General features: G+C 55.3%; 23 protein-coding genes. 13 read left to right on the top strand and 10 right to left on the bottom strand.

Going from position 1 to position 26736, the window contains the following annotated elements; translation table 11 throughout:
• Window positions 1–39: 39 nt before the first annotated feature.
• Window positions 40–1251 (bottom strand): D-mannonate dehydratase ManD, encoded by a 1212-nt coding sequence (gene manD / locus PLU01S_RS21090; RefSeq protein ID WP_010798285.1) that lies wholly within the window; start codon window positions 1249–1251, stop codon window positions 40–42.
• A gap of 3 nt (window positions 1252–1254) precedes the next feature.
• Window positions 1255–2241 carry a 2-dehydro-3-deoxygluconokinase gene (kdgK, locus tag PLU01S_RS21085; RefSeq protein ID WP_074826402.1) on the bottom strand — a complete coding sequence of 329 codons (987 nt, stop codon included), beginning with the start codon at window positions 2239–2241 and terminating at the stop codon, window positions 1255–1257.
• Between the two features lie 266 nt (window positions 2242–2507).
• On the opposite strand from kdgK, the gene kdgR reads away from it, so the two are divergent.
• Complete coding sequence (gene kdgR / locus PLU01S_RS21080; RefSeq protein WP_074826399.1) at window positions 2508–3296, top strand: DNA-binding transcriptional regulator KdgR; 789 nt, start codon at window positions 2508–2510, stop codon at window positions 3294–3296.
• 70 nt (window positions 3297–3366) lie between these two features.
• Here kdgR and PLU01S_RS21075 read toward each other — a convergent pair whose 3' ends face one another.
• Window positions 3367–4020, bottom strand: coding sequence for a DUF4198 domain-containing protein (locus PLU01S_RS21075; RefSeq protein ID WP_233432167.1), 654 nt, complete (start codon window positions 4018–4020; stop codon window positions 3367–3369).
• Between the two features lie 341 nt (window positions 4021–4361).
• Between PLU01S_RS21075 and PLU01S_RS21070 the strand changes: the two genes are divergently transcribed.
• Entirely contained in the window at window positions 4362–6593 is a 2232-nt protein-coding gene (locus PLU01S_RS21070) for a TonB-dependent siderophore receptor (RefSeq protein ID WP_074826393.1), read from the top strand.
• Between the two features lie 98 nt (window positions 6594–6691).
• Here the strand turns inward: PLU01S_RS21070 and PLU01S_RS21065 are convergent, their stop codons facing one another.
• Window positions 6692–7165 carry a 3'-5' exonuclease family protein gene (locus tag PLU01S_RS21065; protein ID WP_074826390.1) on the bottom strand — a complete coding sequence of 158 codons (474 nt, stop codon included), beginning with the start codon at window positions 7163–7165 and terminating at the stop codon, window positions 6692–6694.
• A 59-nt stretch (window positions 7166–7224) separates the two neighbouring features.
• Between PLU01S_RS21065 and PLU01S_RS21060 the strand changes: the two genes are divergently transcribed.
• Window positions 7225–7845, top strand: a complete 621-nt coding sequence (locus PLU01S_RS21060) for a flavin reductase family protein (protein ID WP_074826388.1) — start codon at window positions 7225–7227, stop codon at window positions 7843–7845.
• Window positions 7846–8038: 193 nt separating this feature from the next.
• Here the strand turns inward: PLU01S_RS21060 and PLU01S_RS21055 are convergent, their stop codons facing one another.
• Together PLU01S_RS21055 and PLU01S_RS21050 are read right to left on the bottom strand one after the other, a co-directional pair.
• Complete coding sequence (locus tag PLU01S_RS21055; protein ID WP_073449764.1) at window positions 8039–9475, bottom strand: heavy metal sensor histidine kinase; 1437 nt, start codon at window positions 9473–9475, stop codon at window positions 8039–8041.
• On the bottom strand, window positions 9454–10149 hold the full coding sequence (locus PLU01S_RS21050; RefSeq protein WP_074826385.1) for a heavy metal response regulator transcription factor: 696 nt from the start codon (window positions 10147–10149) through the stop codon (window positions 9454–9456). Before PLU01S_RS21050 ends, PLU01S_RS21055 begins: the two co-directional genes overlap by 22 nt.
• A gap of 139 nt (window positions 10150–10288) precedes the next feature.
• Here PLU01S_RS21050 and PLU01S_RS21045 point away from each other — a divergent pair, with 139 nt between their 5' ends.
• The 4 genes from PLU01S_RS21045 (at window position 10289) to PLU01S_RS21030 (ending at window position 12962) form a co-directional block, all read left to right on the top strand.
• Window positions 10289–10912 carry a hypothetical protein gene (locus PLU01S_RS21045; protein ID WP_074826382.1) on the top strand — a complete coding sequence of 208 codons (624 nt, stop codon included), beginning with the start codon at window positions 10289–10291 and terminating at the stop codon, window positions 10910–10912.
• A 53-nt stretch (window positions 10913–10965) separates the two neighbouring features.
• Window positions 10966–11589, top strand: coding sequence for a cytochrome b/b6 domain-containing protein (locus PLU01S_RS21040; protein WP_074826380.1), 624 nt, complete (start codon window positions 10966–10968; stop codon window positions 11587–11589).
• On the top strand, window positions 11582–12340 hold the full coding sequence (locus PLU01S_RS21035) for a molybdopterin-dependent oxidoreductase (protein WP_074826378.1): 759 nt from the start codon (window positions 11582–11584) through the stop codon (window positions 12338–12340). Before PLU01S_RS21040 ends, PLU01S_RS21035 begins: the two co-directional genes overlap by 8 nt.
• Before the next feature lie 346 nt (window positions 12341–12686).
• Complete coding sequence (locus tag PLU01S_RS21030) at window positions 12687–12962, top strand: hypothetical protein (RefSeq protein ID WP_010798273.1); 276 nt, start codon at window positions 12687–12689, stop codon at window positions 12960–12962.
• Here the strand turns inward: PLU01S_RS21030 and PLU01S_RS21025 are convergent, their stop codons facing one another.
• Window positions 12963–14087: a metallophosphoesterase gene (locus PLU01S_RS21025; RefSeq protein WP_074826373.1), complete on the bottom strand. Its 1125-nt coding sequence runs from the start codon at window positions 14085–14087 to the stop codon at window positions 12963–12965.
• Window positions 14088–14307: 220 nt separating this feature from the next.
• On the opposite strand from PLU01S_RS21025, the gene PLU01S_RS21020 reads away from it, so the two are divergent.
• From PLU01S_RS21020 to PLU01S_RS21000, 5 genes are all read left to right on the top strand, one after another.
• Window positions 14308–15051: an SDR family oxidoreductase gene (locus PLU01S_RS21020; protein WP_074826369.1), complete on the top strand. Its 744-nt coding sequence runs from the start codon at window positions 14308–14310 to the stop codon at window positions 15049–15051.
• A gap of 197 nt (window positions 15052–15248) precedes the next feature.
• On the top strand, window positions 15249–15914 hold the full coding sequence (locus PLU01S_RS21015; RefSeq protein ID WP_083397921.1) for a 4Fe-4S dicluster domain-containing protein: 666 nt from the start codon (window positions 15249–15251) through the stop codon (window positions 15912–15914).
• 37 nt (window positions 15915–15951) lie between these two features.
• Window positions 15952–18582 carry a molybdopterin-containing oxidoreductase family protein gene (locus PLU01S_RS21010; RefSeq protein ID WP_074826362.1) on the top strand — a complete coding sequence of 877 codons (2631 nt, stop codon included), beginning with the start codon at window positions 15952–15954 and terminating at the stop codon, window positions 18580–18582.
• A gap of 279 nt (window positions 18583–18861) precedes the next feature.
• Complete coding sequence (locus PLU01S_RS21005; RefSeq protein ID WP_074826360.1) at window positions 18862–20538, top strand: Na+/H+ antiporter; 1677 nt, start codon at window positions 18862–18864, stop codon at window positions 20536–20538.
• 358 nt (window positions 20539–20896) lie between these two features.
• Window positions 20897–21241 carry a hypothetical protein gene (locus PLU01S_RS21000; RefSeq protein WP_074826357.1) on the top strand — a complete coding sequence of 115 codons (345 nt, stop codon included), beginning with the start codon at window positions 20897–20899 and terminating at the stop codon, window positions 21239–21241.
• A gap of 2 nt (window positions 21242–21243) precedes the next feature.
• Here PLU01S_RS21000 and PLU01S_RS20995 read toward each other — a convergent pair whose 3' ends face one another.
• The 3 genes from PLU01S_RS20995 to PLU01S_RS20985 form a co-directional block, all read right to left on the bottom strand.
• Window positions 21244–21582: a hypothetical protein gene (locus tag PLU01S_RS20995; protein WP_010798266.1), complete on the bottom strand. Its 339-nt coding sequence runs from the start codon at window positions 21580–21582 to the stop codon at window positions 21244–21246.
• Window positions 21583–21703: 121 nt separating this feature from the next.
• On the bottom strand, window positions 21704–23248 hold the full coding sequence (locus PLU01S_RS20990; RefSeq protein WP_074826354.1) for a sensor domain-containing diguanylate cyclase: 1545 nt from the start codon (window positions 23246–23248) through the stop codon (window positions 21704–21706).
• Window positions 23249–23375: 127 nt separating this feature from the next.
• Window positions 23376–24122 carry a LabA-like NYN domain-containing protein gene (locus PLU01S_RS20985; protein WP_074826351.1) on the bottom strand — a complete coding sequence of 249 codons (747 nt, stop codon included), beginning with the start codon at window positions 24120–24122 and terminating at the stop codon, window positions 23376–23378.
• Window positions 24123–24406: 284 nt separating this feature from the next.
• Here PLU01S_RS20985 and bglX point away from each other — a divergent pair, with 284 nt between their 5' ends.
• Window positions 24407–26704 carry a beta-glucosidase BglX gene (gene bglX / locus PLU01S_RS20980; RefSeq protein WP_074826348.1) on the top strand — a complete coding sequence of 766 codons (2298 nt, stop codon included), beginning with the start codon at window positions 24407–24409 and terminating at the stop codon, window positions 26702–26704.
• The last annotated feature ends 32 nt before the right edge of the window (window positions 26705–26736 follow it).

Here is a 26736-nt window from a genome sequence, read left to right as displayed (position 1 = left end):
TTGTGCGTACCCGTCTGTTGTTTCATTGTCGACCATGATTCACCAGTGCCAGAGCGTGCCGTCTACGAGACGGTTTACCGGCAGACTGGCACGCTTGTAGGGATAGCGCGCCGCCAGATCTTCATCGATGTCCACGCCATGCCCTGGCGCTTCGCCCGGCGTGAAATGACCATCTTCGAATCGATAGGCGTGGGGGAAGACTTCATCGATCCGCTCCTCATGGGGCATGTGCTCCTGGATGCCAAAGTTAGGTACCCAGGTATCGAAGTGCAGCGCCGCTCCCATGCATACCGGTGACAGGTCAGTCGCACCATGAAAACCGGTACGCACGTGGTACAGCGCCGCCAGATCAGCGATCCGCCGGACATGGGTAATGCCACCGGCATGCACAAGCGTTGCACGGATATAATCGATCAGCTGCTCTTGGATCAGCTCGCGGCAGTCATGGATCGAGTTGAAGACTTCACCCACCGCCAGCGGTGTGGTGGTGTGCTGGCGGATCAGGCGGAAACCTTCCTGATTCTCGGCAGGTGTACAATCTTCCAGCCAGAACAGATTGAATTCCTCTACCGACTTACCCAGACGCCCTGCTTCAATGGGTGTCAGGCGATGGTGCACGTCGTGGAGGATGTGCAGGTCATCACCAAAGCGTTCACGAACCGCAGCAAACAGCTTGGGGACATACTTGAGGTACTTGGCGGTATCCCAGACATGTTCGGCCGGCAGGTCACTGTCTGCCGGCTCGTAGCGCTCACCTTCGCGCTTGGCTACACCATAGGTGGTCGGAATACCGGGAATGCCACATTGGACTCGAACAGCCTTGTAGCCCAACTCTACATGCCGGGCCACCTCGTCCAGGCAGGATTCGATGTCCTTGCCGGTAGCATGCCCATATACCATCACCTGCTCACGGCTTTTGCCGCCAAGCAATTGATACAACGGCATATTGGCGGCCTTGGCCTTGATGTCCCACAACGCCAAGTCAACCGCGGCAATCGCCGTCATGGTGACGGGCCCACGACGCCAGTAGGCACCGCGGTACAGGTACTGCCAGATGTCTTCGATTCGATGAGCATCCCGTCCGATCAAGGCAGGAATAACATGTTCCTCCAGATAGGCGACCACGGCCAGCTCACGGCCATTGAGGGTAGCATCGCCGATTCCGTAAAGACCTTCGTCAGTCACAATCTTGAGAGTGACCAGATTACGACCGGGACAGGTCACGATAACGCGGGCTTCTCTTATCTTCATTGTTCAAGCCTGGGCAGCTAGGGAATACGAAAGCGCGGGCATTGCCGGCATGGCGGGAGGCGGGATCAAGGCGCCTCGGTGCTGAATGACATTGACAGCCAACCGGTGACCCCACCGGGCAGCCTGTTCAGGATTACCGCCCTGCAGACGACAGGCTAAGTATGCTGCGCTGAAAGAGTCACCGGCGGCGGTGGTATCGACCACCTGCTGCGCCTTCTCGCCGGGAATCGTCAGAACCTGCCGTCCGGTATGGATCAGACACGGAGCCTCCCCCCGCTTGAGAACTATTTCAGTAACGCCTGACTGGGCATAGGTACGGAACAAGGCCTCAGGTGAAGAGAAGCCGAACAGCTCGACATCGTCCTCCCAGGTAATCAGCGCTAGGTCGACCAACGCCAGCAATGCCTGGTAGCAGTGCTGCGCCGTAGCGCGATCCGGCCAGAGTCGGGGGCGGTAGTTGTTATCGAATACGATACACGTGCCCTGCCTGCGCGCCTCGGCCAATGTCTCGAGAAGCCGTGCCCGGCCTTCAGCAGTCAGCACCGCCAAGCTGATACCGCTCAGGTAGATGACGTCATAGTTGAGCAAGGCCGCCAGCGTCTGCGCTGCCTCATGGCCATCGAAGCAGCGTCGGGCGGCCGCCTCACCACGCCAGTAAAGAAACTGCCGCTCGCCGTGCTCATCGGTCTGGATGAAATAAAGACCAGGCAATGCGTCAGGCAGGTGTCGCACATTTTGCGTACCCAGCCCTTCAGCCTGCCAGGTTTGACACATGGCCTCGCTGAACGGGTCTTGACCGATGGCGGTTATATAATCCACCGAAATGGCCGTGGACTGGCATAGCCGAGCCAGGTAGACCGTGGCGTTAAGCGTATCCCCGCCAAATGCCTGAGTAATCGTGCCTACGCTGTCGCGTTGCAGCTCGATCATGCATTCACCAACCAGGGCAACCCGTATCGGGGATGGCAAAGATTTGAAGAGGGTCGTCATAGGGAGCCCCCCACCCGATTCGTCACATACGCGTCTGCCTGGACGGGCATTAGATACCGTTGTCGAATGGCCTGCATCATCTGGTGCCTTCTTGTTTTTGTAGCGGGGTTCCACTCTTGCGGACCCTACATCAGCATTATTGAAACGCGGTTTCAATTCCTGTATTGAACCGAGTGTAGCGATTCAACAAGGCACGTCAAGAGAAATGAAACGCTGTTTCGAAATGGAATTCAGATACACTTAACAACGTTCGCAGAGGAGCCCGCATGGATAGTCCCACTACCAATAATGAATCTGTAACCGCGGTTAGCCGGACCATGGCTGTTCTGGAAGCGCTGGGTCAGTGCCCTGAAGAAAGTGGCGTTTCAGAAATTGCGCAAAAGCTGGACATGTCCAAGAGCACCGTCTACCGCTTTCTACAGACCCTTAAATCGCTGGGGTATGTCGTACAGGACAGCGAGGATCGTTATCGCCTCAGCGTGCGGCTGTTCGAACTGGGCAGTAAGGCATTGCCGCATATTGATCTTGTACGTGAAGCCGAGCCCGGCATGCGTACCATCAGTGAACTTACGAGCGAAACAGTGCATCTGGGCATTCTCGATGAAGACAATATCGTTTATGTCCACAAGATCGACTCGCGCTACAACCTGCGGATGTACTCGCGGATCGGCTTGCGTGCGCCGCTTTATTGCACAGGCATTGGCAAGGTACTGATGGCCTGGCGCGACGAGCAGGATGTACGCAAGCGCCTGGCGAGCGAGACCTTCCAGCCTCGTACGGCCAATACCCTGTCGAGTCTGGAGGCCTACCTTGAAGAGCTGGCACTTATCCGCAGCCAGGGATACGGTGAGGACAAAGAAGAATTCGAAGAGAATATGCGCTGCCTTGCCGCGCCCATCCATGACCGCTTCGGCCATGTCGTTGCTGGAATGAGTGTTTCCTTCCCCTGCTTTCGCTTCAGAGAAGAACTCAAGGACGAATACGTTCAGGAATTACTAAAAACAGCCCAGGTCATTTCTCGCCGCTTGGGTTGCCCCGAAAGCATGTTTAACTAAATGTTCGACGTGTCTCCGCTGCTACTAGCGAAAGCAGCGGAGAAGTAACAGCGCATTTAGTGTGCAGCCGTCAATCCACGATAAAGCTTGTGGTAGTACCGTAATAGAGATTATCCATCTTCTGACCGGCTACTTCATAACCATTCGCAGGCGTCTGGTAACCACTTGCCAAGATGAACCGACCTTTCTCCTTGGTAGGGACATCGACAACGCCCCGACTATCTGTCTTCAATTTCAGCGCCTGATTTTTTGGATCGAACAGAACCACATCATGTGCGGCAAGCGGCTTGCCTTTGAACAGTAAGGTAAAGCGGTTACTGTTTGCAGCAGCAGGGACGAGTTCGTAATCCAGCAATGCCTTGGTCTCGGTGCGGCCTGCACGAGCGTGCATCAAGGCGGCTGTATAATGGCCCTGCTCATCCTTCCAAGGTTTCCAGACCTGATCGTTATAACTGCGAACATCCCCCTGCTCGTTTACTGCAGCCTCCAAGTGATCTTCACGTGCTACAACCTTTGCCGTTGCATTTCGATCATGGGTAAACACTTGAGTGGTAGGGGCCAGCGCCGCAATGGTCTCGCCGGTTTCCAATACGCCCTCGTCCGGCTCGCCGAGGTAGACACGTATGGGGCCACTTGCATCCCGCTCAAGCCATAGTTCATGCGCGCTTGCATTAAGTACAACGCTACCAAGACCAACACAGAGCAGAGCGTTTCTAAGTATCACCACAGGTTTTCCTTATTGAAGGTTATTGGAAGCGCCCCTTCACCACTTGGCAAAAGAAATTCGCACCGGTTGCACCGCTTTCATGTATCGCGCAGCAGTACATAAAGCATGTAAAAATCATTGATGAGAAGCGTTTTTCCGCCTGCTTGACCTCTTTAGCCCTTACCTCACATCCATCCTATCCCGTTACGTCGATAAAGCCTTATGGCTAATTTGTAATGAGATATTTTCTTTTTTGATACACATTCTCAATTGATATAAATTATCAGGTAGATAGAAATCCTCTTACCTCGCGCTATTAGCTGTGGTTGTACTTAAGCGCTTATCTACAAAGGACTTGTATGTACCACTCTGCTGCTTCATCTTGCGCTGTCGTTGCCTGCGTGACCCTGCTTGCCTCACCCATAAATGCGGCTGAACAAGAGGCTGCCTTTGAACTGGACGCTACCGAAATCAGCGAGGAATTGCTGGATGAAAGTCCTACAGGGCCGGTGAGTGGATATGTCGCCAATCGCAGCCTTACGGCAACCAAGACCGATGCCTCATTAATCGAGACACCGCAGTCCATTTCGGTCATTACCCGTGATCAGATGCAGGCTCAGGATGCGCAGAGCCTCAATCAGATCCTGCGTTACACCGCGGCCGTCATTCCGGAAAGTCGTGGCGCTACCGCTTCGCGCCTGGACCAGTTGACCATTCGGGGGTTTTCACCAGGCAGTTACCTGGACGGGCTGCGCATGCCCGGCAGCCGGGATGCCCTTCCTCAGGAAGATGCCTTTGATCTGGAGCGTGTAGAGGTACTACGAGGGCCTGCGTCGGTACTCTATGGACAATCCAGCCCGGCAGGCGTGATCAATATGGTCAGCAAGCGTCCCCTGGATACGCCCTACCATGAAATCGGTGTTCAGATAGGCACGTTTGACAAGAAGCGGACCACGCTGGATTTCAGCGGTCCTCTGGACGACGCAGGAGAGTTTTCCTACCGCCTGCTGGGTCTTTATGACGATGCGGATGGCCAGATCGAACACACCGAAGTACGTCGACAGTCTATTGCACCGTCATTCACCTGGCGCCCCTCGGAGAACACGACCCTTACACTGCTGGGCCATTTCCAGCGGGATCCCAAAGGGGGCTCCTACGGCTCCATTCCCGCCTATGGCTCAGCACTGCATAGTCCAACTGGCAGGCGCATCAAGGTCGATTTTTACGACGGTGACAAGGAGTTTGAAAAGTCTGATCGCGAGTACTACTCACTCGGTTATCAGTTCGAACATCACTTCAACGACATCTGGACCATAAGGCAAAACGCGCGCTATCTGCGCAGCGAAGGTATTTACCGCAGCTTGTACAACGCGTCTGTCCTGGCGCCTGATTACCGCACGATGAGCCGCAGCACCATTGCAACCGATGTGGATATTGACGCCTACGCCCTCGATAACCAGCTCCAGGCCAAGTTTGGTACGGGCCCGTTACAGCATACCGTGTTACTGGGTGCTGACTATCAGAACACCAGCAGCGATACCAAGGCCGGTTATGGAAAAGGCAGTAGCCTGGATATCTTCGACCCTGTCTATACCGGTATCGATCGCTATCCTGCCTTCTCGACCGATGCGACTCAGCGCAGTGAGCAGAAAGGTCTCTACCTACAGGATCACCTGAGTTGGGACCGCTGGGTCCTGCTAATGGGAGGACGATACGACTGGGCAGATACCAGCAATAGCACACTTACCCTTAGCACCGGCAGAAAAGCCAAAAGCTCGCAGTCCAGCGAAGCATTTACAGGACGTCTGGGCATGGTCTACCTGTTCGATAATGGGTTCGCACCTTATGTAAGCTATGCGGAGTCGTTCGAGCCGCAGTCGGGCACGCTCTATGGCGGCTCGCTCTTTCAGCCATCGGAAGGCAAGCAGTACGAAATCGGAATCAAATACCAACCGCCTGGGAGCAACAGCTTTATCACCATCGCGGCGTTTGATCTGCGTAAGACCAACGTACCGACACTCGACCCAGACCCTACCCATCTGTGTAACGGCAGTCGCTGCCAGGTACAGGATGGCGAAGTCCAGTCCCGTGGCCTGGAGATTGAAGGCAAAGCCAGCCTGACCAATAATCTGGACATCACTGCCGCCTACGCCTACCTCGACAACCGGATCACAAAATCCAACAACACCACCAACAGAGCCCCTGGGGTGACGGGTGTTGCAAACGGTCCCGAGGTACCCGTGGAAGGCACGACCACTTACGGCCTACCTCGCCATACCGCTTCCGCCTGGGCCGATTACACTTTTCATGAGGGGCCGGTTAAAGGTCTTGGTGTAGGCGGCGGTGTACGCTACGTCAGCTCCTCTTGGGGTGATGCCGCCAACACGTTAAAAGTATCTGGCTATACGCTGTTTGATGCGGCCATTCATTACGACGTCGGCCCTATCAACAGCCCTACCGATAACCTGCGGCTGGCCCTGAATGTGACCAACCTGACAGACAAGGAATACATCACCACCTGCTACTCGTATTCGTGGTGCTGGTACGGTTCGCAGCGTACGGCGCAGTTGAGCGCAACGTATCAGTGGTAACAGCTCCGCCGGAGCGAGGTTAAGCATCAAGCAGTGGCGATAACCTCGCCTCACAACGGGCTATATTGGCTTGCGTAGCGATCAGGTCGTTTTGCGGCCTAGCCCCGGCTGGTCACAATGCGGTACTGCCTGGCCGCCAGACGCGCATCCAGCAGTGCATGATGAGGCACCAGTTCTTCAGGAATGGCCCTGGCAAGATCGGGTATCAGGTCATAACTATTACGGGGCGCGTTACGTACATTGGCAGGCCACTTGCCATGGCGATATGCCAGCTGACTGAAGAAGTCCCAATCCCATAGTGGCGCATCACAGCACACGATGACCTCTTCATCGAAGCGGGATAGAAACTGCCGTAGCGCCTCCCTGGCTTCCGGCACGCTCATTCCGTACTCCACAGGGTCCAGCTGCGGCAGCACAATCTCAATGACAAAGTCAGAGCAGTCTGCGAGGTCCCAATTCTGCGGCAATTCAACATAGAACTCGGGGCCGTCTGGAACAACCAGCGCCAGCGAAATCAGTCTGGCTTGCGCAGTAAGACTGGTGAACTCCGTATCAAGAAAAGCAAATGGCATTGCGTCACCCCGGGCTGGTGTGTGTCAGTATGTAATCATCTAGTCAGGAGAGGCTGTCGATGTCTGAACACGTTCATTTCTACGAACCCGCCAAAGGCCATGATCTGCCCCACGATCCCTTTAATGCGATCGTCGGCCCACGCCCGATTGGCTGGATTTCCTCTCACAACGAGCAGGGGCAATTGAATCTGGCGCCGTACAGTTTCTTCAATGCCTTCAACTATGTGCCGCCCATTATCGGCTTTTCCAGCATTGGCTATAAGGATAGCGTACGTAATATCGAGCGGACGGGTGAGTTCTGCTGGAACCTTGCGACACGCGCACTGGCGGAACAGATGAACACCAGCTGTGCAGCGGTAGCGCCGGAGGTCAACGAATTTGAGCTGGCCGGGTTGACGACTGCACCCTCACGCGTGATCTCGGTACCACGTGTTGCCGAAACCCCGGTGTCCTTCGAATGCAAGCTCACTCAACTGATCCAGTTGCAAACCGCAGCCGGGGATTCGGTGGAAAGCTGGCTGGTGTTGGGCGAGGTGGTCGGCGTACATATCGACAGGTCACTGCTGGTCGACGGGGTCTATCAGACAGCGGCCGCACGGCCCATCCTGCGCGGGGGTGGCCCGGCAGACTATTTCGAGATTACCGAAGCGCAGCTCTTCAAGATGTACCGGCCGAAATAAATACCCAATAATTATTCAGCGCAAACGAAAAACCCCGCGCTTGGCGGGGTTTCGTCGACCTTACTCAACATCCTGTCAAGTTGCCATCCTGGCGTGGTCGTCGTCCTTGAGGTGCGATGAGCGCTTCCTGCGCTGCATTCCGATAGGTGTAGATTACGCAGATGCTGCATGCAGGCCTAGCGCCAACCGACTTCTATCCGTGTAAGCCTTTTGCCATAGGTGCCGTCAGTATGGACTCGCGCTTTGGAGCCACATGGGGAAAGCGCAAGGTAAAGCAAATGTGCCGATGCTCATCCTGCTCGACGCTTGCACTTCCCCCATGCAGACGCATGATGGCTGCTACAATCGCCAGTCCAAGCCCGTTGGATTCCGAGCCATGCCGTGCCGCATCACCTCGGTAGAACCGATCAAACAAGCGCTCCAGCTGACGAGGTTCGAGCATAGGGCAGCTGTTCTCTACCTGGATCCATTGCTCCTGTCCTTTTTGCAGTGTACGGATATGGATAACGGAACCTTTGTCCGCATATCGAATGGCGTTGGCAACCAGATTGCTCAGCGCACGGCGCACCATCAACGGATCAGCTTCCAACTTCCCGTCGCCTTCAGTGCTGAGCCGCAGCTCACGCTCTTCGGCTAGCCCCTCGAAATAGTCCGCCACACGCTCCAGCTCGTCTGCAAGCGCCAGGGTTTTGTAATCCAGTACTGCCTGCGCATCATCGGCGCGGGCAAGAAACAGAATGCTTTCCACCATGCGTGAAATACGCTCCAGCTCTTCCAGATTGGAGGCGATCACACTTTGGTACTCATCCAGAGAGCGAGGTTGCTGCAACGTAACCTGGCAGATCCCCATCAGCGAACCGATAGGCGTGCGAATCTCGTGGGCAAGGTCCGCTGAGAACTGCACCAGACGCTGATAGCCATCCGCCAGCCGATCCAGCATACCGTTGAACGCCGTGGTGAGTTGATCCAACTCCTTGGGCGTATTGGCGGGATCGAGTCGACTGTTCAATCTCGCGGGTGTGATTGTTGCGGCATGGGCAGCCATTTCACGAATAGGCAGCAACCCTCTGCGCAGCAACAGATAACCCAGGATAGCCGTCAGCAGAAACGCCAGTACTACGGCGCCCAGGATGCGCTCACGGAACGTATCAAGCATGGCCATTTCCTTGACCAGCAAATGAGCCGCCACGACACGAACCGAGGTATCCCCGGAACGGACTTCAGCCGCCGCCGCGCGCAGGGGAATATTGTTCGGCGCAACGCCACTGCGCAGGTCATCCAGACTCAATGACTCGTCACTGCCGACCACAGGCAAATCCGGCAGTATGGCCTGCTTGGGATTGACCATGACGATAGACTGCCCCTGCTGGCTGATGATGAAGACATCATCCTCATTACCCAGCATGTTTTCGAACAGCTGCGGATTGCGCTGCAGATCCGCAAGATTCAGGTCATACCTCAACAGCTTGCGAAAATGGTCGACCCGCCCAAGTACGGCATAATCACTGCGCTCCAGTAGCGTGTGTTTCAACGAGCCGTACAGATAAACGCCCACGCCGCCTACGGTCAGCATGGCGACAACCGCAAAGGCCAGAGTTGCCCGAAGGGTTAGAGAGGGCTGTCTTCGGATGCGCATGGCCGAGCCTCACAGACGTAGCCAATGCCGCGTACCGTATGAATAAGTTTGATGGGATAGGGTTGATCGATCTTGCTGCGTAGTCGCTTAATGGCCACATCCACCACATTGGTGTCGCTATCGAAATTCATGTCCCACACCTCCGACGCGATCAGAGTACGCGAGAGCACCTCACCTTCACGGCGCAGCAGCAGATGCAACAATGCGAACTCCTTGTTGGTCAGCGTAATCACCTGCTGCTGCCGCGTAACGCGCCGCTTGAGCAGATCCAGCTCCAAATCTGCCAGGTGGTAGTGGTCGACCTCACGGACAACGCCACGCCTGAGCAACGTACGGATGCGCAACACCAGCTCGGTAAACGAAAACGGCTTGACCAGATAGTCATCCGCGCCCAGCTCAAGGCCGCGGATACGGTCCTGCACCTGATCGCGGGCAGTAAGAAACAGGACGGGCACGTCGTGCTTCTTGCGCAGCACCTCCATGATCTGCCAACCGTCGATGCCAGGCAGCATGACGTCCAGAATGATCAGGTCATAATGATGCTCAAGCGCCATGTGCAGACCGTCCGCTCCATGCTGGGCCCAATCCACCGCGTAGCCGGACTCACCCAGCCCTTTCTTCAGGTACTCGCCGGTTTTCGTGTCGTCTTCAATCAGTAATAGGTGCACAGTTGCTCTCCTGCGATCAGTCAATTCTAACGAGCACGACGACGACGGTGGATTACATTTTTGTCATTCGCCCGTCATCTTCATGACCCCTTCCCTGCGCGAGCATGGCTCCTGCAACCTATCCCAGAAGGATTCGCCCATGACCAAGAATCTGTTATCCACTGCCCTAGGTACCTTGTTACTGGGCAGCACGCTGCTTGTCCATGCCGCCACGCCCGCCGGCGCCGCCATGCCGACTGTCAAGCCGGTTCGCGGAACGGTAGATGCCGTGCAATCCAACACGCTGGACCTCACCACTCGCAATGGCCAGCACCTGTCGGTTGCGTTGACTGACAAGACATCTTATCGCCTAGTCTCTCCGGCCAAACTGGACGCGAGCGAGCCCAGCAGCTTTGTAGGTTCCGCCGCCATTCCGCAGCCGGACGGCAGCCTCAAGGCACTGGAAGTCACCGTATTTGAAGCTAGCCTGCGGGGTACTGGCGAAGGCCATTACGGATGGGAAAACGCTGATGGCTCTTCCGGTACCATGACCAACGGTACTGTTGGAGAACTCAAGAATGCCAACGGCCGCACCCTGACAGTGCAGTACAAGGGCGGCGAAAAGCAGTTGCATGTACCTGAAGATGTGCCGATTGCCTATGTAGAACCCGGCAAGGCGGACGAACTCAAGCCTGGGACCAAGATCGTGTTGTTTCCTGATGCTGATGGCAAGACGGCCAAAGGCGTTGCAATCGGCAAAGACGGCTATACCCCACCCATGTAGTCCAGCTGAGGCGCACCGGAGCGGTGCGCCTACCCTCCTATCGGAGATGACCCATGACGCATCCGACTACCACGCGGCGGCTGGTGCATGCCTGGCCGGTACGCCTGACTCACTGGATCAACGCCCTTGCCATGCCCTGCATGTTTTTGAGCGGATGGGGTATCTACAACGCCTCACCGCTATTCGGGTTCGCCTTTCCGACCTGGGCTACCTTGGGCGGCTGGCTGGGTGGCTCCATTGCCTGGCATTTCGCGGTCATGTGGGTCCTGGTGATCAATGGCGCCCTCTATGTGCTGTACAGCCTCGCCAGCCGACACTTTCGTCGGGACTTGTTGCCCATAGGCGTCCAGGCCTTTCGCCAGGACCTCATGGATGCGCTGCGCCTTCAGTTAGCCCATCGACTGGGTACGTATGACGCCGTACAGCGGTTGATGTACTGGTTTGTACTGGCCATGGGCGTTCTGGTCGTGCTTTCGGGTCTTGCGATCTGGAAACCCGTACAGTTGCAGACCCTGGCCACTCTGTTCGGTGGGTTTGACCGGGCACGCTATGTCCACTTCCTTGCCATGGCTGGGATCGGCGGGTTTGTGATTATCCACCTTGCCCTCGTCATGCTTGTCCCTCGCACTTTTCTTCCGATGATTACCGGTCGGGCCAAGGAGACGCATCATGAGTGAGCGCAAAACCAGAATTCACCTTGAGCCAGCGCAGCGTACGCAAGTGATTAACCTGCAGCGTCGACTGTTCCTGCGCTCCGGTCTTACCGTCGGCGCCATGGCCATGCTGACCGGCTGTAATCTGCAGGATGGCGATCAGGTAGACAAGGTGCTCTGGGCCCTGTCCCGTTGGAATGATCGGGTTCAGGCCTGGTTGTTTGGCGGCCAGCGTCTGGCGCCGGTCTACCGGGAAGACCAGATCACTCACCCCTTTCCTTTCAACGCCTTTTACCCTGAATACAACGTTCCTGACGTAGACTTGAGCGATTATCGCCTTGAGGTCTCGGGGCTCGTACAAAAGAAGCAGCCCTGGACGCTGGAAGCGCTGCGGCGACTTCCTCAGCGCAGCGACATTACCCGGCTAATCTGTATCGAAGGTTGGAGTGCCATTGGTCAGTGGAGTGGCGTACCGCTCAAGACCTTTCTCGAACACATCGGTGCTGACACCACGGCAAAGTATGTTGCCTTCAAGTGTGCCGACCGCTATTACTCCAGCATCGACATGGCCACTGCCCTTCATCCACAAACCCTTCTGGCACTGGACTTTGGCAAGACACCGTTACCGCCCGACTACGGCTACCCGCTTCGCCTGCGCGTACCTACCAAGCTGGGCTTCAAGAACCCCAAGCATATTGGCGAGCTGTTTGTAACCAACCAATACCCGGGAGGGTACTGGGAAGATCAGGGCTACAATTGGTTCAGCGGTATTTGAAACCCAGCATTCTGCCCTTATATTAAGAGCCAGCCATATGATGCGTACCGTATTTGCCTTTGCGCCGGTACGCCTCTTTTCAGCGTCATGCTGCGCTTGTACGGGTTAACGCCCTTATTCCTAGAACAATCCCAATACCGCCTAGGCTGGCATCGACCAGGTCTGAACCTGTCGTACGTCGACGGCCCGATTCAAGTATCGGACAGCCGTGCCGTCATAGAGCATATGGGCATCGAGCTTTCAGACCTGATAAATCAATCATGCCGCTCCTGAACAAGAGCGCAGCATTGTTGCTGAAAAGACCGACCGGGCCTTATTTATCCAACGTCTTTTCAAAGGTTATTTCATGCACAACTTACTCGCCTCGAAGAACGCGCGCTATTACGCACTCGCGCTAGTCTTCCTATTTTGCGGCACGCTGGCACTGTTCGGCCTGCTAGGTTTTTTCGACCCCTTCAAAACGCATCATCTGATGCTGAACAGTGCAGATAACCGCAGCGACATCATCATCTGGATGCTGCGCAAAGTATCCTGGTTCCTGTTCATGGCGGTGTCTTTCAGCGGATCACTTCTGTTCCTGGATGCAGCGGTTACGCCAGCAACCGCCACGTCCGATAAGTAATCAGGGAAGCGCCGAGACCAGTCGTATGCGGGTGATTTCCGAGGGCGCACCAAAGCGAATCGGAGGTCCCCAATAACCTGTGCCCCGGCTGATATAGACAAAAAGCCTCCCCAGCCGATGGATACCGGCCACCCACGGCTGCTGGAAACGCACAAAATGCATCCACGGCCAGAACTGCCCTCCATGGGTATGTCCGGAAAGCTGAACATCAAACCCCGCCTCGGCTGCCAGCTTTGCTGAGCGTGGCTGATGGGCCAGAAGAACCTTGGGCACGTTGTTCGGCGCACCCTGGAGCGCCGCCTGCGGATCGCTTTTGTGCTGCGGCACAAACATTCCGGCGGAATAATCCGTAATTCCCGCCAGCACCAGCTCAGCCCCGTTGTGAGCAATCACCACGTGCTCGTTGAGCAGCACCCTGAGGCCCATGTGTTTCAAGTGGCTTACCCACTCCAAAGCACCTGAGTAGTACTCATGATTGCCTGTCACCACGTACACACCGTAACGGCCTTTTAGTTCGGCCAGTGGCTGAATGTGCTCGGCCAACTGCTTTACAGAGCCGTCGACGAGATCCCCTGTTACCGCGACGACATCGGCCTCAAGACGGTTCACCCGCTGAACGATGGCAGAAATATAAGACCGGTGAATTGTTGGGCCAACATGGATATCGCTGATCTGAGCGATCGTAAAACCTTCCAGGGCTTCCGGCAGGTCTTCGACGGGTAATTCAACGTCAACGACGTTTGCAATTCGTCGTGCATTGAAGACGCCCAGCACCGTGAAAAGCAGCACCAGACCTATGACTGCCTCGGCAGAGCGTTCTGTGACCGCCTCGGACAGCGCGCCAGGAAATAACATGAGCACAGCGATCAATACACCGCGCAACAGGCTTAGCACGGCAAGGCTGGAAAATATTCCCATAGCCAATAGACCTGCCCAGGCCAGCCAGGGCATGCGCAAACTGCGCGAGCGAAACCCTAATGGCACCAGGTAGCAGGACAGCGCCAGCAAAAGCGCGGCAAGCAACTGCCCTACATCGTTAAGCGGCAGATGGGGAATCAGCGTCACGCCGACATAAACATGAAGCAAAATCAGGATAACCGGCATCGTCCAGCGTGAGCGAAACATTTAAAGATCCTGTTCTAGAGCATTCAGGTAAGACCACAACGTTGCGGAAACATAACCGCGTTATAGGCAGCACACCAGCAGAAAGCCGCTGATAGAAACCGGTTCCATGGTTGCAACAAACGACCGGCCTTCTGTTTGCCTGGCCTGTAGGAGACTTCATAGAACCTATGCCCGTTCGCGTTGTTCTTTATCCAAGGCTTAAACCTAAAGGAGACAGGCCATGAGCAACAACATTGAAGGCAAGATCGTTGTGATTACCGGTGCCAGTAGCGGGCTGGGCGAGGCAACGGCCCGACAGTTAAGTCAGATGGGCGCAACCGTTGTTTTGGGCGCGCGCCGCCTGGAGCGTATCCAGGCCTTGGCTGATGAAATCAATGGCAACGGCGGCAAGGCGCTTGCCATGAAGACTGACGTCACCGACAGCGCACAGGTCAAGGCACTGGTCGAAAAAGCCATCGCCACCTATGGCCGCGTCGACACCCTGTTGAACAACGCAGGACTCATGCCGCACTCCCCGCTTGAGCGGCTCAAGATCGAAGACTGGGACCGCATGATCGACGTCAACGTCAAAGGTGTGCTTTACGGCATTGCTGCGGTACTGCCCCACATGTCCGAGCGCAAGGCCGGTCATATCATCAACGTATCGTCAGTAGCCGGACACAAGGTGCGCGCTGGCAGTACGGTCTACTCTGCGACCAAGCATGCCGTACGCATCATCTCCGAAGGACTACGCCAGGAGGTGAAGCCCTACAACATCCGCACCACCATCATTTCTCCAGGCGCAGTTGCTACAGAGCTGCCAGACAGCATCACCGAGAAGGACGTCGCTGAAAACGTCCGCAAATTCTATGAAATCGCTATTCCCGCCGACTCCTTCGCGCGAGCCGTCGTTTATGCCATGAGCCAGCCGGATGATGTAGACATCAACGAGATTCTCTTCCGTCCTACGCTTCAGGACTACTGACACTGCTCCACTAGGGTCTTGCCTGCAAGACCCTGTTTCGCCCTGCGCTACACCATCAGTTTTTTGACGTCCTGCCTAGCTGTGCCACAATTTCCGTCTTTACCGCTTACGCCCTGACTGAGACTGCCCGTTTCGTCTGGATCAGACCAGACGTTCCAGTGCACGAATCACTTATAAATAACACTAGAAGGTTTGGTATGGAGGACATCTCCCCCCAATGGCGCATGGCAATCGATTTGGAGCGCTGTATCGGTTGTCATGCCTGCTCGGTCGCCTGCAAGGTCGAAAACCAAGTGGAACTTGGCCACTTCAGAACCAAGGTCTATTACTACGACCAAGGCGAATTTCCTCACACACAGCGCAGCTTTCTTCCGGCTTTGTGCATGCAATGCGCCGATGCACCCTGTATCAAGGCGTGCCCTACGCATTCCATCGAAAAGGGCAAGGACGGCATTGTTCGAATCAACGTGGATACGTGTGATACCTGGGGCAGCTGCGTGACCGCCTGCCCATACGGCGCCCTGCACATTGATCCGGTCCAGTGGGTCGCCGACAAGTGCGACTTCTGTAGCCACCGCCTGGAACAGGCCATGCAGCCTGCCTGCGTCGAAGCCTGCCCAACCGGCGTACTGGTCTTTGGTGATCTCAGCGATGCAGCAAGCCCTGTCGCGCAATTCTACCAGAAGCGCGGAGCCGAGCTGGCCAGCCTCAAGCCTGAACAGGCCACTCAGCCGCAAGTTCTCTACCGAGGACTGGATCGCGTTGCGCCTCGCGCCATCGAGACCAAGCTGCCACACGGACGCAACCACGACCCGCATTCCTACGAGATCGATACGTGGGCGGAGCTCGGTACGCCTACCTGAACACGCTTGCGTCCTGTCCCTTTTCGAGCATGAATCAATGAAACGTCGCACGTTCATCAAATCCGGAATGGCAGCGCTCGCGCAGCTTAAACTGGGTGAATACATCTATCTGGGCGTAGGTACCGCCGTTGGTGCCGGTGGTGTCGCTGCCGCCCTGGCCATGGATCCACCGCCCCGCAAGACCAAGCATGACTACAGTCAGGCCAAACGCGTCAAAAGCGTATGCCTGAACTGCTCCACCGTATGCGGTATCGAAGGCTTTGTCATTGATAACCAGGTCGTCAAGATTCGTGGCAACCCTCTCGATCCAAACATGGGTAGCTACATGACCTGTGCCAAGGGTCAGAGCGGGCCGACGATCAATGACTATCCCGAGCGACTGCTTTATCCTCTGAAGCGGGCGGGCGCTCGGGGCGAAGGTTTATGGCAACGGATTAGCTGGGATGAAGCTTATACAGAGATTGCCTCGCGCATTCAGCGCAGTATCGATGCAGGGCACCCCGAGCGGGTCGCCCTGCATGCCGGACGCTCTCGCATTGATGCGGAAATTAAGCGTTTTTTAGGCGCTATAGGCTCACCCGTGCAGCTCAACCATCGCGCCTTGTGCTCAGCCAGCAAGCGCGGCGCCAACTATATCAGCCTGGGCGACACCGACTGGGAGTCCATCGATGCCGAGCGCTGCCGATACTTTCTGAACTTCGGCTCCAATTTTTATGAGGCCCACCAGGGCGGTCTTCATTTGGCCAAGCGTGTGGCAACCGCCCGCTTCGATCATGGTGCCAAGCTTGTCACCTTCGACATTCGCCTATCCAACACTGCTGGCCGCAGCGATGAGTGGCACGCGCCTTTTCCGGGTACCGAGGGTGCTATTGCACTCGCCATGGGCCATGTCATCATGCGCGAGGGTGAATACGACCGCAGGTTCATGGAGCACTTCGTCAACCTGAGCCTGAAAGAAGTCCATGCCTTCCTTGCCCCTTACACGCCTGAATGGGCGGCCCAGCAGTCAGGGATCGCCGCCAGCGACATCGAACGCCTTGCACTTGAATTTGCCCTCCAGCGCCCCGCTGCTGTGGCGTTTACCAACCGGGGGACAGGCGCCCATTACAATGGACTCAATGCTGAACGCGCCGTGGTCATGCTTAATGCCCTGGTTGGCGCTGTAGGCCAGCCGGGTGGTTACTGCTATGGCCTGGAAGAAAAGCTCAGCGCCACTCGCTATCCGCAGCCGCAACCTGTGCCGCCCAAGCCGAAGCTGAGAACGGATCTGGAAGATCCACCCGAGTGGCCACTGGCCAACCGCTGGCAGGAGATGAAGGTGGGCCAGATTGTGTATGACTACATCCGCCAAGGCCGCGCCAAGGTTGATGTGTATCTATCCTATACGATCAGCTCCCCCATGACCTGGCCTGAGGGCCGCTCGACAACGGTCGAGGTGCTCAAGGATGAATCCCTGATCCCTTTTCATGCCTGCTCCGACGTAGTTTATTCAGAGATGGCCCATTACGCCGATTTGATCCTGCCGGATGCGACCTATCTGGAGCGCTGGGGGCTTGATACCCGTAATAGCCTGGAACTCCAGCACTTCGTTACCTTGCGTCAACCCATGGTGCAGCCGCCGGGCGAGGCACGTAGCTATGCCGATGTGCTGTTTGATATTGGCCGACGCCTCGGCCCGGAACAGGCCAGATACTTTCAGTTTGGTGACCATGAGGCGTTTGTCCGACACCAATGCGCCAACATACCGGCTGGCGAAGAAGCTGATGGCTTCGAGTACATGAAAAAGCATGGCGTATACGTCGACCGCAGCGCTCCGAAAAGCTACGAGGTACATCGCCGTCGCCTCACGCCTGAACAGCTCCGCAACACGAGAGTCGACGAAGCCACGCAGGTCATCTATACGGCGAATACGGCCGGCCAGGAAAGTGCTATTGGCCTAATGATCAAAGAGGACGGGATTCGCACAGCAGTCAGAGGTTTCCAGACACCCTCTCGCAAATTCGAGCTGTACTGTCCGGAGCTGGTCAAGGTCGCTACGACACTCGGCATTACCGATGACGGTCTGCCCAGTTATATCCCTATTCCTGCGCACCAGAACCTGCCGGAAGACCGGTTCATCCTGACCAGCTTCAAATGGAATGTGCATACTCAGGCCCGGACAGCCAATCAGAAATACCTGACGGAAATCGTCCATGACAATCCCATGTGGATCAATGCATCCACTGCCGCGTCACTTGGCCTTAAAACCGGCGACTGGGTTGAATTGACCACCTACCGCCCGGTCAGCGGCCCGCATGGTGACCAGGCCTATAAGGGGACAGGTGAGCCTGTAGGCTCCGAGCGTGTTCGTATTTTCGTAACCCAGGGCATACATCCTCGCGTGTTTGCGGTATCCAATAGCCTCGGCTATCTCGTATCGGGTCGCGCTGCCCTTGCACGTCAGGGCGAGCGCAATACCGAAGCGACACTTGGCCAGCAGGGTTATGGAGGGACTCCAGAACAGGATGACCTAAGCACCTCGCTCTGGTGGGATGAGCGCCAGGGGGGCCGCGGTAACGGTTACAACGTGAACCGAATTATTCCCATCAACCCACAACCGCTCATTGGTAACCAGGCTTGGTTCGATACGGTTTGTACGATTCGCAAAGTCGATGGTAGAGAAGCGTGAAAAGGTAGGCAGGGCCTAAGCCATGCCACAACGCACGCGACAATGCGTTCATGGACATCGCGATAAATAACTAATAGAGTCTAATCGGTACGGCCTTGCCTATAGCCAAAAGCTATGTCAAGGCTGTCTCGACTGCAATCCATTCTGGCTTCAACACCTTAAGCTGTACCTTGCCGTAGTTATGCTTCCCTGCGTTTCCCTCTAGCATTCATACGCCTCGTCCCGCTCGACGGTTTGACTAGCCATCAACCCTTTCCCGCAGGTTGATTCGCCTTACCCATGAATACCGTTTATCTCGTTCTGATTCTGCTACTGGTAGCGTCTGCAACCGGTGTGGCTGCCCGCTTCCTACCCGTACTTCCGACACCGCTGGTTCAAATCGCATTTGGTGCATTGCTGGCCTGGCCTGCCGGCGGTCTGCATGTGGAACTTGAGCCTGAAATCTTCATGCTGCTCTTTATTGCTCCGCTTCTCTTTGCCGATGCGCGACGCTTTCCTCAAAGAGAGTTCATGATTCTGCGAGGTCCTATCCTGGCGCTGGCCCTAGGTCTGGTGCTTATGACGGTGGTTGGTGTCGGCTATGTCGTGCATTGGATATTCCCTCACCTGCCCTTGCCCGTCTGCTTTGCGCTCACTGCCATTCTGTCTCCCACCGATGCCGTGGCGGTGTCCGCCATTTCCGGTCGTCTCCCCGTTCCGCCGCGGCTCATGCATATCCTCGAAGGCGAATCGTTGATGAACGATGCCTCAGGCCTTGTGGCGTTCAAGTTTGCAGTTGCGGCAGCGCTTACCGGCGCGTTTTCCATCATGGATGCCACTGTGGGCTTCTTCATGATCTCGATAGGTGGTCTCGTCATCGGCGCGGCCATGGCCTTTGTTTTCAACTTCATCAGAACGCGCCTGATCGAGCGCCGACTGGGCGAAGCTTCAACGATCCAAATCGTGCTTCTACTGCTTCTGCTGCCCTTTGCAGCTTATCTGGTGGCTGAGCATTTCAATATGTCGGGCATCCTGTCCGCCGTAGCTGCGGGGATGGTCATTAACTATAAGGACCTGAAACGTCAGGACCAGACCAGCTCACGCATTCAAACGCGCAGCGTTTGGGACATGCTTGAGTTTGTGCTCAACGCCCTGGTCTTCCTGCTCCTAGGTTTTCAACTACCCGAAATTATCGAGGGTGCTCTGCACTATGCGGAGCAGAATGGCGGTACGCTCGAATTCTTCAAGCTGCTGGGTCTGGTCGGCCTGATTTCCCTATCATTGTTTGCCATGCGTTTTGTCTGGATTTTGGGCGCAGCCCACCTGCCTCGCCTGCTGTCCAGGCGTGAAGCCAGACCCAGGGTATCGATGCGCGTCATTCTTGCGGGTAGCCTGGCTGGTATTCGAGGCACGGTAACCTTGGCAGCAGCGCTCTCCTTACCGGTTGCAATGAATGATGGGACTCCCTTTCCAGCACGAGAGCTACTTATCTTCCTGGCTACCGGCGTCATTATGTTTACCTTGATTGCCGGCAGTATCGGCCTTCCCCTGGTGCTTCGGAATCTGCACTTGCCAAAGGACACCAAGGCGTATGAAGAGGAGCGAACAGCCCGCATTCGCGGCGCTGAAGCGGCTATTCGTCGAATTGAAAGCTACCGTCAGGAAAAAGCCAAGAAACTGGCCGAGCACAAGGGTGATGAAGAAATCATCATTGCGTTCAATGACGTTACGCTCCAGCTGATGGACTACTACCACAAGCGGCTGGAAATCAATAATGTCGAACTCTCCACTCCTGTCCTGGAAAGTCGCCGGGAGCTGGAGCGTGAAACCCGTCTGGAGGCATTGAAAGCTGAGCGCCATGAGTATTACAAGTTGCGCAGCAAGCACATTATCAATGACAACACCTTACGCAAACTCGTACGTGAGGCAGACCTGCTTGAGACCGCTCTGGGCAACAACGCTGAAAAGTCTCATTAAATATCGGTGACACTGATAGCCCGCGGGAGCCTGCACCGGTCCTGCGGGGTTGCCGGTAACCATTGAATTTTCTTAAGGCAAATAAAAACCCCGCCGAGGCGGGGTTGTCAGTAATGCGGTTCTAACGGTGCTGACTAAGCTCATAGGAGGTGATGAGATTGCAGTTTCAAGATATCCCATCCAACCAAAACAAAAGCTGAACAGCCTTTAATCTTCCCCTATGAGCCAAGCGTGCGAAACATCAGGTTGCTATCTGAACAGTTTGGAAACTAGATCAAAACAATATAAAGGCAATTAGCCATTACTACTGGCCCTGTGATCTAATAATTCACTGTTTATTGTGGAATGGAAGATCATCTTGAGTTTCACTCATGCCAGCAAGGATGCCAGCGAGTTTCGTATCGACAGTGCTGTAACAGCTATTGATTCAGCACGTTTTCAGGCACATGCCTCTGAGGTTTGTCGTCTGGCCCTAGTGCTGGATGGCAGTATTCACCCTGAATACGCAGGCAAGGCTCGTTATCTGATAGACCGGTTGATTCAGATCGACACAGAACTTGAAGCGCTGGTCGAATCTGCCAAGGCGCTGATAGCCGAATCCAGAAACTATCAACGCCCAAAGCCGACCCCTGATCATGTAGAGCCGCCTTTGCAACCAGGACTGGACATACGCCCCTTCTCAGACGGCAGACGACTCGACTGAACTCAGGACGTTGCAGCTCGCATGGTGGGGCCTGGCTTGGGTAACACCCGCTTGCGCCATGTCGCCAGTTTCTCAAGCGTAATGCAATCCTGCCAGTCAGCGAGCGCAACGCCTTGGTCAGCCAAGCGCTCACGTAAATCCTTCAGGTAATGATGCAGAACGATGGGGTTGCTGAAATAAGCACTGTTCAACGGCTCGGAACTGAACAGGATGCCATTTTCCTTATCGTGAACCATGAAGCTGAAAGTTCTGTACGCCTCACCTTGTTTAAAGACGCAGCGAAGAGGCGCCAGGGCGTATCGGATCTTTCCACAAATGGCTTCGTAACGTAAATGTTGCATAGGTCCCTGCCCAACTACAGATAACTAGGTTGCGCAAAGACCTTACAGATGAGAATTAGTTCAATTTAAACAATAAACTAGGCTGTAATCTTATAGCAAACTCTCATCTATGGCATGCAGATTATGCTTGATGAAAAGGCTCACGGTTCGCCTGAACCTGATTTCTGCCGTCACGTTTGGCACGGTAAAGTGCCTGATCCGCGTTCATGATGAGTTTCTTGCCGGAACACTCATCGCCACGACTAGGTACATACGCATGCACACCGCAGCTGACCGTTACATAGCCAGTTGGATTACCAGGATGCGCCAGCTTGAGCTCTCGTACGTTTTCACGAATCCGCTCCGCAACCAGAACGGATCCATCCAGATCGCTTCCTGGTAGAAGTACCGAAATCTCCTCGCCACCATAGCGAACAGCAACATCGCTGGGGCGGTTGAGGCTTTTCTGGATGGCTTTGGCGACACGTTGCAGACAATCGTCGCCGCCTGGATGGCCGAAGAGATCGTTATACGTCTTGAAGTAGTCGATATCGATCATGATCAGACCGACCGGATGAGAATAACGAAGTGCACGTCCCAGCTCGGCAGGCAACAATGTATCCAGATAACGTCTGTTGGCGAGACCGGTCAGGCCGTCATGCATGGCCAACTTTTCAAGCCCCTGCTTGGCATCGACCAGGTCAGCCTCTGCCTGCATGCCGTGCTGAATCTGCCTGAGTAGTAAAAGCCCGAACATCGTCATGCCCAACAGCATTAGCGCCACCATGGCAACGGCTCTGCGCGTCTCGTCAGTCCAATTAGCCAGAACAGCTTTTTTGGACAAGGCGGCACCAATTACCAATGGATAACGCTCTAACTGGCGATAACCATACATGCGCTCAACGTTATCTACGGACGCGCGGACCACCGCGACACCTACAGGTGCGCCAGGAAGATAATTACTGAAAATCGGACCTTGCTGAATGCTTTTGTTAACGTATTCATCTTTAAAAGGACGTCGGGCGATGATCGAGCCATCGGTCAGGGCAAGAAAGATCGCGCCCTCGTCATCAAGCTTGAAACTGTCATAGAACTGTTGGAAATAGCTCATCTTGACCGTAGCCAACACAATGCCACCAAAGCTTCCATCAGGCTTGTTGAAACGCCGCGAGATCGGAATGATCCAGTTGTTGGAAGAGCGGCTGCGCACGGCATGATCAATGTGTGGCGTCAGATTGAAATTGGAGACATGCTGCTTGAAGTAGTTACGGTCCGCATTGTTACTATTGGCCGGTATCGTCGGAAAGGATGTCGCCAGCCAATCGCCCTTCTCATCATAGACGAACAATCCCTCGAGCTGTGGAAGATCTTGCACATGCCGCCTGAGCAGCATACTCATTCGAGTCATGTGCTGGGTGCTGGTGCCATCTATTTCCATACGCTCCTGCAGACCGAGCAGTACGGTATCAGCCTCGGTGAACGTATCTTCGGCATGCTGGGCCAAGGACTTTGCAAGGTTGGAGGTCATGACCTCGCCTTCGCTGATCTGGACATTTCGCGAATTCCAGACCTGCCAAGCCGTCAATGCCACCATTGACAGGCAAACCGTGACCAAAAAGAGAATCGTCAGGAGCTGTAGCGGTAACCGCTTGGCCTTCGAGTCGTACCCATTTTCGAGATCAAGCATATCTAGGCAAACCTGGAAGACCAAAAGCCTGAAACAAAGATTGCATACTGTAAGGGTTAATGCTGCAAATCACCTTAATTCATAGAGTGCAATCCTGCACCCCGAGTCACATGGCGACAGCATTAAATTACAGTCGCTGCGTTGCCAAAACTTCAAACGCCTGCTCATCCGCGTTACGTCCACGCCAGGCGAGAATCTTGCCGGGACGGAAATTACGGGAGTCAATCATCGACTTGGTCAACCTGAGCTCGCCACGCAACCAGGCCTGATCATCCGGCGAGAGTGAGGTGGGCGCCTGCTCCAGGCAGGAATAGAAGGCTCGCTGTCCATTCAGGTCGACATTCATGATCTGAATAACTCGGTCCCGAGGCTGAGCATCGCCAGCCAGAATATCGGGGATCAGATAGGCATTCAGGAACACATCGGCGATCTGGACAAGATCGCTTGAGATATTTTTGAACGCTACGACTTCCACCCGTACGCCCTTCGCCTGAAGCGCCTGTGCCAGCGCGACAAAATCACCGTCGCCTGTCACCAGCACGACCCGATCCAGCTTGTCAGCTTGGGTCAGGACATCAACGGTCAGTTCCACATCGACATTGCCCTTGCGGGACGTGCCCGTATCGTTGTTGTAGCGCTTGACCGGCTTGATCAACAACCGAAACCCGGCGCCCTGGATACGGGCGACGTGGGCAGCATGCCAGTTCGCATACTCGGGCTTTTCTTCGGCCAGCACTTCGTCGAAGGCATGATAAGCCTTGGCGATAGTGACTACGCTGGATGCTTCATAGAAACGCCTGAGCGTTTCGTAGCGCATGTAGCTGCCGCCACTTGAGCTGATATTGTCTGAATCGACGTAGATGCCTGTGCGCACGGGTAACCCTTACTGAACTGCAAACCATGACAACGTCCGATGAACGCTATCAGTATAGATCGCTAATATACCCTGCCGCGTCCATCCGCCGAAGTCACAGGTTATCAGAATGACATCACGGACCTGAAAACAGTAGCCTGTCGAACCAAAAAGACAGTCGGTCAACCGGCTGAACTCGACGCTTCAGAAATCACATGCCCGCATTTTGCTGTTATGCGAAACTGCTCACTCTTGCCGTTTCGCTGCAAGAAGAGAAAGAAGAATAAAACCCTTTGAGGTGTCACTTGAAGAAGCTGTATGTGCTAGGAACCTTGGCGGCATGCTTTTGTGCTGCTGCGCTGGCTGAAACAGACCGCGCTGCCCCTTCAGTCAGGGAACATGACAAGAGTGTTTTTATCGGCAAGCTCATGAAACAAATGACGCTTGAAGAAAAGATAGGCCAGCTCAACCTGGTAAGCGTTGGTCCTGACTACACCAAGGACGCCATCATGGCGGACATTCGGGCCGGCAAGGTAGGCGCGATGTTCAATACGGTCACTCGGCCCGACATTCGTCAGATGCAGGTCCAGGCGGTAGAGCACAGCCGCCTCAAGATCCCACTGTTATATGCTTATGATGTGGTGCATGGCCACCGCACCATTTTTCCTATCAACCTGGGGATGGCGTCCAGCTGGGATCTGGATGCGATTGCCTTGAGCGGGCGCATTTCAGCAGAGGAAGCCAGTGCAGACGGTCTGAATCTCACCTTCTCGCCGACAGTTGACGTCACTCGTGACCCTCGCTGGGGACGGGTTTCCGAGACGTTTGGTGAAGACAGCTACCTGACCTCAAGGATTGCCGGCACACTGATCAAGGCGTATCAGGGTGACGACTTGGCGTCTGCGCATTCGATTATGGCTAGCTTCAAGCACTTCGCCTTGTACGGCGCGACTGAAGGCGGTCGTGATTACAACACGGTCGACATGAGCCCCCAGCGCATGTTCCAGGACTATCTTGCTCCCTACAAGGCGGCGGTGGAGGCAGGCTCGGGCAGCGTCATGGTTTCCCTCAATGCCATTAACGGCATTCCTTCCACAGCCAACCGCTGGCTGCTCAAGGATCTGCTGAGAGACCAGTGGGGCTTCAAGGGTCTCATCATCAGCGATCACGGCGCCATCAACGAGTTGATACGTCACGGCGTCGCCGAAGATGGTCGCGAAGCCGCAAAACTCGCTATCAAGGCAGGCGTGGACTTGAACATGCACGACGACTTGTATGGCACCCAGCTTCCCGCCCTGCTCAAGAGCGGCGAAGTCAGCCAACAGGAAATCGACGATGCCTGCCGTTATGTACTCAGCGCCAAATATGACTTGGGCCTGTTCAAGGACCCTTATGCCTTCCTGGGCAAACCGAACGATCCGCCTTTTGATACCAACGCCGAGAGCCGCTTACACCGGGAAGCCGCGCGGGAGGTAGGCCGCAAAAGTCAGGTCCTGCTCAGGAACAAAGGCAACCTGCTCCCACTTGAAAAGAACGGCACCATTGCGGTTATCGGCCCCCTGGCCAAGAGCCAGCGCGACGTAATGGGAAACTGGTCAGCCGCCGGGATGACCCAGCAAGCCGTCTCCCTTTATCAGGGCCTGGCTAACGCAGTCGGCGACAAGGCCACACTGGTCTATGCCAAAGGCGCCAACATTACTGATGACGCCAGCATTCTGGCCTATCTAAATTCCTACGATCCTGCTGTCGAGGTAGACCACCGCTCTACCGAAGATATGATTGAGGAGGCGGTCGAGGTAGCCTCGAAGGCGGATGTCATCATCGCCGCGGTAGGTGAGTCGCAAGGCATGGCCCATGAAGCATCCAGCCGCGCCCATATCGATATTCCGAACAATCAGCGCCGCTTGATCAGAGCCTTGAAAGACACTGGTAAGCCTCTGGTGCTGGTGCTCATGAATGGCCGACCACTGGATCTGAGTTGGGAAAGCCAACAGGCCGACGCGCTATTGGAAACTTGGTTTAGCGGCACTGAAGGCGGTAACGCTATCGCCGATGTCTTGTTTGGCGATTACAACCCCTCCGGCAAGCTGCCCATGACCTTTCCACGCTCGGTTGGCCAGATACCCATCTATTACAATCACCTCAATACCGGCAGACCGTTCAATCCGAAAGACCCAGGCAAATACACGTCTCGCTATTTCGATGAGGCTAACGGACCGCTGTATCCCTTCGGCTACGGCTTGAGCTACACCACTTTCGACCTTTCCGATATAACGCTCTCCAGCGGCACGCTGCACCGAAATGACAGACTGAAAGCCAGTGTGACGCTGAAAAATACGGGACAGCGCGCGGGCGAGACGGTTGTACAGCTGTACTTGCGAGACGTTACTGCCTCAATCAGTCGTCCGATCAAGGAGCTGAAGAATTTCCGCAAGATCATGCTGCAACCTGGCGAAGAAAAGGTTATCGACTTCGACATCACTGAAGAAGACCTAAAATTCTACAATGCAGACCTGAAGTACGCCGCCGAGCCCGGTACATTCAAGGTCTATATCGGACTGGATTCGGAAGAGGTAAAGGAGCAGCAGTTCCGCCTGCTTTAACTCACTGGAAGTGCCGGGCCATCCGGCACTTC

Origin of the sequence: Pseudomonas luteola NBRC 103146 (assembly GCF_002091675.1) — a bacterium.
Lineage (GTDB): Bacteria > Pseudomonadota > Gammaproteobacteria > Pseudomonadales > Pseudomonadaceae > Chryseomonas > Chryseomonas luteola.
This window is presented reverse-complemented; position numbering and strand designations above follow the sequence as displayed.